Source organism: Bradyrhizobium sp. 62, from assembly GCF_023073035.1.
Taxonomy (GTDB): Bacteria; Pseudomonadota; Alphaproteobacteria; order Rhizobiales; family Xanthobacteraceae; genus Bradyrhizobium.
The window spans coordinates 107,701-117,700 of the sequence record NZ_JADPIT010000027.1 but is presented as its reverse complement, the minus strand read 5'-3'; the positions used below and the strand labels follow the sequence as shown (position 1 = coordinate 117,700).

The 10,000-nt window shown below is 63.3% G+C and carries 4 protein-coding genes and 1 rRNA gene (1 of these 5 cut by a window edge); 3 read left to right on the top strand and 2 right to left on the bottom strand.

The features are described from left to right. A 16S ribosomal RNA gene (locus tag IVB47_RS26355) occupies positions 1–1,268 on the bottom strand (it extends 221 nt beyond the left edge of the window). A 1,003-nt stretch (positions 1,269–2,271) separates the two neighbouring features. Between IVB47_RS26355 and IVB47_RS26350 the strand changes: the two genes are divergently transcribed. Both IVB47_RS26350 and IVB47_RS26345 read left to right on the top strand, forming a co-directional pair. Next, a complete protein-coding gene (locus IVB47_RS26350) occupies positions 2,272–4,335 on the top strand; it encodes a M23 family metallopeptidase (RefSeq protein WP_247465679.1) in 2,064 nt (687 codons plus the stop codon). A 156-nt stretch (positions 4,336–4,491) separates the two neighbouring features. Further along, positions 4,492–6,111, top strand: a complete 1,620-nt coding sequence (locus IVB47_RS26345) for a hypothetical protein (RefSeq protein ID WP_247465676.1) — start codon at positions 4,492–4,494, stop codon at positions 6,109–6,111. Positions 6,112–6,296: 185 nt separating this feature from the next. Here the strand turns inward: IVB47_RS26345 and clpB are convergent, their stop codons facing one another. Then, positions 6,297–8,936, bottom strand: coding sequence for an ATP-dependent chaperone ClpB (clpB, locus tag IVB47_RS26340; protein WP_247465673.1), 2,640 nt, complete (start codon positions 8,934–8,936; stop codon positions 6,297–6,299). Between the two features lie 257 nt (positions 8,937–9,193). Here clpB and IVB47_RS26335 point away from each other — a divergent pair, with 257 nt between their 5' ends. Next, positions 9,194–9,982: an MOSC domain-containing protein gene (locus IVB47_RS26335; RefSeq protein ID WP_247465671.1), complete on the top strand. Its 789-nt coding sequence runs from the start codon at positions 9,194–9,196 to the stop codon at positions 9,980–9,982. The last annotated feature ends 18 nt before the right edge of the window (positions 9,983–10,000 follow it).

The window sequence follows — 10,000 nt, the reverse complement described above, 5'->3', positions numbered from 1 at the left end:
CGAGTTGCAGAGCCCAATCCGAACTGAGACGGCTTTTTGAGATTTGCGAAGGGTTGCCCCTTAGCGTCCCATTGTCACCGCCATTGTAGCACGTGTGTAGCCCAGCCCGTAAGGGCCATGAGGACTTGACGTCATCCCCACCTTCCTCGCGGCTTATCACCGGCAGTCTCCTTAGAGTGCTCAACTAAATGGTAGCAACTAAGGACGGGGGTTGCGCTCGTTGCGGGACTTAACCCAACATCTCACGACACGAGCTGACGACAGCCATGCAGCACCTGTGTTCCAAGCTCCGAAGAGAAGGTCACATCTCTGCGACCGGTCCTGGACATGTCAAGGGCTGGTAAGGTTCTGCGCGTTGCGTCGAATTAAACCACATGCTCCACCGCTTGTGCGGGCCCCCGTCAATTCCTTTGAGTTTTAATCTTGCGACCGTACTCCCCAGGCGGAATGCTTAAAGCGTTAGCTGCGCCACTAGTGAGTAAACCCACTAACGGCTGGCATTCATCGTTTACGGCGTGGACTACCAGGGTATCTAATCCTGTTTGCTCCCCACGCTTTCGTGCCTCAGCGTCAGTATCGGGCCAGTGAGCCGCCTTCGCCACTGGTGTTCTTGCGAATATCTACGAATTTCACCTCTACACTCGCAGTTCCACTCACCTCTCCCGAACTCAAGATCCTCAGTATCAAAGGCAGTTCTGGAGTTGAGCTCCAGGATTTCACCCCTGACTTAAAGACCCGCCTACGCACCCTTTACGCCCAGTGATTCCGAGCAACGCTAGCCCCCTTCGTATTACCGCGGCTGCTGGCACGAAGTTAGCCGGGGCTTATTCTTGCGGTACCGTCATTATCTTCCCGCACAAAAGAGCTTTACAACCCTAGGGCCTTCATCACTCACGCGGCATGGCTGGATCAGGCTTGCGCCCATTGTCCAATATTCCCCACTGCTGCCTCCCGTAGGAGTTTGGGCCGTGTCTCAGTCCCAATGTGGCTGATCATCCTCTCAGACCAGCTACTGATCGTCGCCTTGGTGAGCCATTACCTCACCAACTAGCTAATCAGACGCGGGCCAATCTTTCGGCGATAAATCTTTCCCCGTAAGGGCTTATCCGGTATTAGCACAAGTTTCCCTGTGTTGTTCCGAACCAAAAGGTATGTTCCCACGCGTTACTCACCCGTCTGCCGCTGACGTATTGCTACGCCCGCTCGACTTGCATGTGTTAAGCCTGCCGCCAGCGTTCGCTCTGAGCCAGGATCAAACTCTCAAGTTGGACTTGAACTTTGAACCGGCTGATCACAACGTTTTGACGAGGTCCCACCATTTTTCATCGACCGAAGTCGATGAGCTGCCCGCGATTCACATCGCTGGCAACGATGGTGTAACCTTAAAACGTGTACCGCCGAAGTCTTTCGTCCCCTCTCAGAACTCAAAAGCCGAAGCTCTTCAGTATCCGAGAGGCGCAAGGACTCCGCCGTCCACGTTTCTCTTTCTTCATCTTCACTTGTCAAACAGCCCGGGACCAAGAGGCCCCAACCTTCCAGAGAGGAAGGGTTCCGACACCCTTACCGACGATGGATGAACTCCAATCGACTTACGTCGACTGTTGTGTCACTCAACAAGGTGAGGAGCATCAGTGGCGCGTTCGCTCGCCTTGGTCAGTGACCCGGCGGCGCCGCGCTCAGTGGTCGGGTTATAGGCCCCACCCATCGGGGTTGTCAACGACCATTGTCAGAAAATCGTCGCACGGTGGATTGTTCGAAAAATCCACGCATTTACAGCAGGTTAGAAAGTCGCCGAGCGGCCGGATCGGGCCAGCGCGGAGAAAAAACCCAAAAAAAGTTTGGGCCCGAGTGGGCTCCGGAGGCGGCATGGAGGCGCCTTGAACGCGGCTTGGAGCGCCCGCCCTTGGAAGGCCCCTGGTGCCCAGGCGTTCGGGAAACTTTTCCATATTAGGCGCCGTACTTGAGCCACAATCCCCCGGCGTTCTGGTACAGACAAAGCTTGAATCGCAGGGATGCCAGTGGGGGCTGCCGGCGGTTTGTGTGGGGTCAGAGGAAGGCGATCATCCGATGAAGCGGCCTTCTTCAGACATTCGAGACACATCGAGAGATCTTTTTCCGCTTAGCTGTTCGTAGTTTCGGCCGGCCCGTCTTCAGGGCCTTCTGACCGCGGACGCCTATGCGGCTTGCCCTTTTCGAGCGACGCCCCTGAAGAGGGCAGCGTAAGGAGGGGCTCGATACCGGGCTCTTGGGTCGTTGATTGGGGGATTTGGGTTGAACCACAGGACGTCACGCGGCGCTTACGGGCGTGAGACCGGGATCATCGATCTCGGCCACGAGCCGCCGCTGTCCGTCGATGGTTCCGAAGCCGCCGTCATCGACCGCCGCCGCGTCTCGGTGCAATGGTTCAGCGGGACAATCTTGACCGGACTTTGCGGCGCAGCCCTGATCGGCGGCGCCGTTTTCGCTTCGCTCGACGGCGAGATGACCTTCGCCAAGGTGCCGGAGCGCGTCGAAGGCGCGCTGCGCGGCGCATTCGGCGCAGCCGACCGCGCCGCCACGCTGCACAAGAGCGACCGCCTGCCGCCGCCGAACGAATCCACGGCCTCGCGCAACATCGTGCGCGTCTCGACCGTCGCCCGCGTCGGCAACCGCGACGTGATGCGGGTGCGTCCCTTCATCCGGATCGCCGGCAATCTGTCGATGACGACCAGCGATCTGTCGGCGAAGATCCCGCCATTCAACGCCCAGCGCCTTCTCACCGATGTCGGCTCTGATCCGAAGGCGGCATCCGAGGATCCCAACAATCCGGAAGCCGTCGAACCCGACGCCGAGGTCTCCTTCGTCACCAAGGACCTCTCCCAGGTGCTGCCGAAAGCCAAGATTTCCGCAGTGGTGGCGCTCGACGACATCCTGATGCGGGTCCGTGATGCCGCGAACTGGCGCGGCAATGGCGGGGTGCGCTACGCCGCACTCTCCAATGCTGCGGCCGACGTCTCCGGCGCGACCGGCCCGTCCGACATCAGAAGCGCCTACGCCACCGAAGTGTCGCCGTCCGATCCCTATGCCGGCTTCGAGACGCGCGTGGTGCCGGAAAATGTCACGCTGCTGCCGAAGACCAAGGAACAGATCACCGGCGGCAATCCCAACGGCGAACGCGTCCATGTGGTCAAGAAGGGCGACAGCGTCGCCGGCGTGCTGCGCGATCTCGGCGCCACGGCCGAGGAGATCAAGGCGATCACCGCGACGCTCGGTCCGCGCGGCCGCGACGGCGGCCTGAAGGAAGGCGAGAAGCTGCGCATCCTGATGGCGCCCGCAAGCCCCGGCGCCCGTCTGCAGCCCTACCGCGTCGTCATCGCCAACGAGACCATGGTCGAGGCGATCGCGGCGCTGTCCGATCTCGGCAAATACGTCGCGGTCGACGTTTCCAGCATGAATACCGTCGCCGACGCGGCGGCGAACGCCAACAGCGACGACGATGACGACGATGACGGCACGGGCGTGCGGCTCTACCAGAGCATCTACGAGACCGCGATGCGCAACAAAGTGCCGATGCCCGTCATCGACGACATGATCAAGATCTACTCCTACGACGTCGATTTCCAGCGCAAGGTGGCGCCGGGCGATTCATTCGACGTGTTCTACGCCGGCGAAGACGAAGGCGTGACGGCGAGCGAAAAGAACGACGTGCTGTTCGCTTCGCTCACGCTCGGCGGCGAGACCAAGAAATACTACCGCTACCAGAGCCCCGACGACGGCGTCGTCGACTACTATGACGAGACCGGCAAGAGCGCGAAGAAGTTCCTGGTGCGCAAGCCCGTCAACAACGCCATCATGCGCTCCGGCTTCGGCGGCCGCCGTCACCCCATCCTCGGCTACGTGAAGATGCATACCGGCGTCGACTGGGCGACCTCCTATGGCACGCCGATCTTCGCCTCCGGCAACGGCGTGATCGAGAAGGCCGGCCCCGAAGGCGGCTACGGTAAATACATCCGCATCAAGCATAACAACGGCTACGAGACCGCCTATGGCCATATGTCGGCCTTCGCCAAGGGCATGGAGCCCGGCAAGAAGGTGCGGCAGGGCCAGGTGATTGGCTTCGTCGGTTCGACCGGCGCGTCGACCGGCCCGCACGTCCACTACGAAATCCTGGTCAACGGCCGCTTCGTCGATCCGCTCCGTGTGAAACTGCCGCGCGGCCGCTCGCTGGAAGGCCCGATGCTGGCCAGCTTCGAGAAGGAGCGCGACCGGCTCGACGGCATGATGAGCGGCCGCGCCGGCGCCATCGCCCGGATGTCGGACGCAACCGGCGGTCCGTTGCAGGTCACCAACAGGTAAAAGCCGGCGACCGGCCGAGATCGGCCGATCATCTTCAAACACGATCCGGTTTTGACGTTGTCGCGCGGAGCTCGCCTGGCGGCATCACAACGTCAAGTTTCGTTTGCCAAAGCGGCATGAGGAGCGAATACTTTCCAAAAAACGGGAGGTCTCGCCATGAAGAACAGGCTCGCCTGCGCAGCCTTCGTTGCTGCGATTGTCTCCGCCACCAGTGTTTCGGCCGAAAACTGGGAGGTCACCAAGCTCGTCCCCGGCTCGGCGTTCCACGGCGTGCACGGGCTTGCGATCGACAAGGCCGGCCATCTGTTTGCCGGCAGCGTCGCGGGCGCGGCGCTCTACGAGGTCGACATCGCCGGCGGTACCGCCAAGGTTGCAATCCCCGCCCCGGTCGGAATGGCCGACGACATCGCGTTCGCGCCTGACGGCACCATGGCCTGGACCGGATTCCTGGCCGGAGATCTTTATTCGCGCAAGGGCGACGGCCCGATCAAGAAGCTGGCCAGCGGCCTTCCCGGCATCAACTCGCTCGCTTACCGCAAGGATGGCAGGCTGTACGCCACCACCGTCTTCCTCGGCGACACGCTCTATGAGATCGACGTCGAGGGGGTCAAACCGCCGCGCCAGATCATGGAGAAGATGGGCGGTCTCAACGGCTTCGAGTTCGGTCCGGACGACAAGCTCTACGGTCCGCTCTGGTTCAAGGGACAGGTCGCCAAGGTCGACGTCGACAAGGCCGAGCTGACCGTCGTCGCGGACGGCTTCAAGGTACCGGCCGCGGTGAACTTCGATTCCAATGGCAATCTCTGGGTGGTCGACACCGCGCTCGGCCAGCTCGTCCGCGTCGATCCCAAGTCTGGCGCAAAGACCATGGTCGCGCAATTGAAGCCGTCGCTGGACAATCTCGCGATCGACGACAAGGACCGCATCTACGTCTCCAACATGGCCGACAACGGCATCCAGGAGGTCGATCCGGCGACCGGCCAGGCGCGGCAGGTCATCATCGGCAAGCTCGCTTTGCCCGGCGGCATCGGCGTCACGTCGGAGAACAGCAAGGATACGATCCACGTCGCCGACGTGTTCGCCTATCGCACGGTGGACGGTGCGACCGGCGAGGTCACCGAGAAGGCCCGCATGCACGCCGCCGGCGTCACGCTTGAATATCCGATGAGCGCGACGGTGAAGGGCAACGACGTGGTGCTGTCGAGCTGGTTCACCGGCACGGTGCAGGTGATCGACGGCAAGACCGGCGCCACCCGCGACATGCTGCACGGCTTCAAGGCGCCGCATGACGCGATCGTGCTCGCGGACGGCAGCATTCTGGTGGCCGAGCTCGGCACCAAATCGCTGGTCCGCGTCAGCGGCGAGCACGGCAAGGACCGCACGGCGATGATCGGCGGCCTCGAGGGCCCGGTCGGGCTGGTCGCGGGATCGCGCGGCGCGGTCTATGTCACCGAAGCCTTTTCCGGCGTCGTCTCGATGATCGAGAGCGGCGGCGAAAAGACGGTCATCACCAAGGACCTGAAGGGCCCCGAGGGCATCGCGCTTTCGCCCGACGGCAAGCTGATCGTGGCAGAGGTGGGCGCCAAACGGTTGATCGAGATCGCGCCGGAGAGCGGCACGGTCACCGAGATCGCAGCCAATCTCCCAATCGGCCTGATCGGCGCGCCGGGCGGCCTGCCGACGCATATTCCGACGGGCGTCGCGGTCGGGGCGAGCGGCGTCATCTACTTCAGCTCGGACATCGAGAACGCGATCTACAAGGTCACGAAGAAATAAGTCCCCGCGCGTCGAAATTGTAGATGGATTGCATATGCCGGCAGGGCCGCACCGCAAAGATTGCACGTCCTAGCCAGACCACACTCCGGCTGCAGCAACATCGTCAACAACCCGCAAAACAAACCGCCCCGGAGAGATTGACCTCTCCGGGGCGGCTTTTTGCTTCAGGCTTGGATTGCCGGCGCTCAGTTCAGCTTCCGCTTCGACACCGGCGCCTCGAACTGGGCGATCTCCGCGGTCTGCGGCGCCTTGCCGTTGAAGGTCAGCACGTTGCCTTCGGAGGAGATCGCAACGCTGTCGCCGTCCTTGACGTCGCCGGCCAGGATCATCTCGGCGAGCGGATCCTGGACGTGACGCTGGATCACGCGCTTGAGTGGCCGTGCGCCGTAGGCGGGATCCCAGCCCTTGGCGGCGAGCCAGTCGCGGCCGGCAGCGTCGAGCGTCAGCACGATCTTGCGATCGGTCAGAAGCTTCTGCAGCCGCGCGAACTGGATCTCGACGATCCGGCCCATCTCGCTCCTCTGCAAGCGATGGAACAGGATGATCTCGTCGACGCGATTAAGGAATTCGGGGCGGAAATGCCCACGCACCATTCCCATCACCTGCTCGCGCACCGCCGAGGTGTCCTCGCCTTCCGGCTGATTCACCAAAAACTCCGAACCGAGGTTCGAGGTCATGATGATCAGCGTGTTGCGGAAATCGACCGTGCGGCCCTGGCCGTCGGTGAGGCGGCCGTCGTCGAGCACCTGCAACAGCACGTTGAAGACGTCGGGATGCGCCTTCTCGATCTCGTCGAACAGCACCACCTGGTAGGGCCGGCGTCGTACCGCCTCGGTCAGCGCACCGCCCTCGTCATAACCGACATAGCCCGGAGGCGCGCCGATCAGCCGCGAGACCGAGTGCTTCTCCATGTACTCGGACATGTCGAGGCGAACCATCGCGGTCTCGTCGTTGAACAGATACTCGGCGAGTGCTTTCGTCAGTTCGGTCTTGCCGACGCCGGTGGGCCCCAGGAACATGAACGAGCCGGTCGGCCGGTTCGGGTCCTGCAGCCCCGCGCGCGAACGGCGCACGGCGGTCGCAACCGCACGCACGGCCTCGGCCTGGCCGACGACGCGCTTGCCGAGCGAGTCCTCCATCCGCAGGAGCTTGTCCTTCTCGCCTTCCAGCATCTTGTCGACGGGCACGCCGGTCCAGCGCGAGACCACCTGCGCGATGTGGTTGGCGGTGACCGCCTCCTCCATCATCTCGCCGGAGTTCTCCTTGGCCTCGATGTCGGCAAGCTGCTTTTCGAGCTCGGGGATCCGGCCATAGGCCAGCTCACCGGCCTTCTGGAATTCACCGCGCCGCTGCGCGTTGGCGAGTTCGACCCGTAAGCCGTCGAGCTCGGCCTTCAGCTTCTGGGCGTCGGAGAGCTTGTTCTTCTCCGCGCTCCAGCGTGCGGTGAGCGCCGCGGACTTCTCCTCGAGATCGGCTAGCTCCTTCTCCAGGGTCTGCAGGCGGCTCTTCGAACCGGCATCGCTCTCTTTCTTCAATGCTTCCTGTTCGATCTTCAGCCGGATGATTTCCCGATCCATCGAATCCAGCTCTTCCGGCTTGGAGTCGACCTGCATCTTGAGCCGCGCGGCCGCCTCGTCCATGAGGTCGATGGCCTTGTCCGGCAGGAAGCGGTCGGTGATGTAGCGGTTGGACAGCGTCGTGGCGGCGACCAGCGCGGAATCGGTGATCCGCACGCCGTGGTGCTGCTCGTACTTGTCCTTCAGCCCGCGCAGAATCGAGATCGTATCTTCGACCGAGGGCTCGCTGACGAAGATCGGCTGGAAACGCCGCGCCAGCGCTGCGTCCTTTTCGACGTGCTTCTGGTACTCATCGAGCGTGGTGGCGCCGATGCAGTGCAGCTCGCCGCGGGCGAGCGCAGGCTTCAGCAGGTTGGACGCGTCCATCGCGCCATCGCCCTTGCCGGCGCCGATCAGCGTGTGCATCTCGTCGATGAACAGGATGAAATTGCCCTCGCCCGCGATGACCTCCTGGAGCACGGCCTTCAGCCGCTCCTCGAACTCGCCGCGATACTTCGCACCCGCGATCAGCGCACCGAGGTCGAGCGACAGCAGCTTCTTGTCCTTCAGGCTCTCCGGCACGTCGCCGTTGACGATGCGCAGCGCCAGGCCCTCGGCGATGGCGGTCTTGCCGACGCCGGGCTCACCGATCAGGACGGGATTGTTCTTGGTCCGGCGCGACAGCACCTGGATCGTGCGGCGGATCTCCTCGTCGCGGCCGATGACCGGATCGAGCTTGCCGTCGCGCGCCGCCTGGGTCAGGTCGCGGGCATATTTCTTCAGCGCGTCATACGCGTTCTCGGCCGTTGCGGAGTCCGCAGTCCGGCCCTTGCGCAGCGCTTCGATCGCCGCATTGAGGTTTTGCGGGGTGACGCCGCCCTTGGCCAGGATCGCGCCCGCCTCGCTGCTCTTCTCCAGCGCGAGCCCGAGCAGCAGCCGCTCGACCGTGACAAAGCTGTCGCCGGCCTTCTCGCCGGCCTTTTCGGCGACGTCGAAGGTGCGGGCGAGCTCGGGCGCCAGATAGATCTGGCCGGCGCCGCCGCCAGAGACCTTCGGCACCTTGTTCAGGGCGTCCTCGGTCGCCTTCAGAATTGCGCGAGAATTGCCGCCGGCGCGGTCGATCAGGCCAGCAGCGAGGCCTTCATTGTCGTCCAGCAGCACTTTCAGGACGTGCAGGGTCGAAAACTGCTGGTGCCCTTCGCGCACCGCAAGCGACTGTGCGGACTGGACGAAGCCCCTGGAGCGTTCGGTATATTTTTCGATGTTCATATCGTGGTCTTTCCCTCGGCCTGCCCCTGGAGCCCTCAAAGGCACTCCAAACGGCATCTTCATTGGGTTTCCGATGACCGCATTGACGTTTCTCAACCGGCAACGGTCCTTATCAGCCGGCGCTGGCGCCGGCCTGACCCAGATGTGGGAAGCGAGGCCTCGGACCGGAAGAGGCGAGTTCACAATTTCGTGCGCGGATCCGCCCGCTTGGCGCCGATGGGCCGAATCCCCTAAGTAGCGGCATGACCCCTAGCGCAATGACAGCCAGCCAGACCGCCGAGATCACCGGCCTCTACCGTTATCCGATCAAGGGCCTGACGCCGGAGCCCCTGCCCCGCGTCTCCCTGCGAGCCGGCCAGACCCTGCCCGCCGACCGCCGCTACGCCATTGAGAACGGCCCAAGCGGCTTCGATCCGGAACAGCCGCAGTGGAAGCCGAAGATCCAGTTCCTGATGCTGGCGCGCAATGAGCGGCTGGCTTCGCTCGACAGCCGGTTCGAGGACGCGACCAACCGCCTGACCATCCGCAAGGACGGCCAGATCGTCGCCAGCGGCGATCTCGAGACCGCCGCCGGGCGCGCCGCCATCGAGGACTACTTCAGCCAGAACTTTCAGCCAGAGCTGAAAGGTCCGCCCAAGATCCTGTCCGGCCGCAACCACAGCTTTTCCGACGTCGCCCGCAAGGTCGTGTCCATCATCAATCTCGACAGCGTCCGCGCGCTCGAGACCATGCTCGGCGGCGCCGCCGTCCACCCGCTGCGCTTCCGCGCCAATCTCTACGTGAAGGGCTGGCCGGCCTGGTCCGAGCTCGACCTCGTCGGCCAGACGCTCGCGATCGGACAGGCCCGGCTGCAAGTGGTCAAGCGCATCAAGCGCTGCCCGGCCACCAATGTCGACCCCGAGACCGCCAGGCGCGATCTCGAAATCCCGACCACGCTCTCGAGCAATCTCGGCCACATGGACTGCGGCATCTATGCCGAGGTGATCGCCGACGGCGACATCGGCGTGGGCGACGCGGTTGCGTTGGAAGAGCCGAAGCTGGTGTGACGTGGCGCCGGCGCCACG

What these genes read in the sequence shown, in the direction of transcription:
- IVB47_RS26345 (WP_247465676.1), top strand. Translation starts at nt 4,492, where the DNA reads ATGAAGAACAGGCTCGCCTGCGCAGCCTTCGTTGCTGCGATTGTCTCC.
- clpB (WP_247465673.1), bottom strand. Translation starts at nt 8,936, where the DNA reads ATGAACATCGAAAAATATACCGAACGCTCCAGGGGCTTCGTCCAGTCC.
- IVB47_RS26335 (WP_247465671.1), top strand. Translation starts at nt 9,194, where the DNA reads ATGACAGCCAGCCAGACCGCCGAGATCACCGGCCTCTACCGTTATCCG.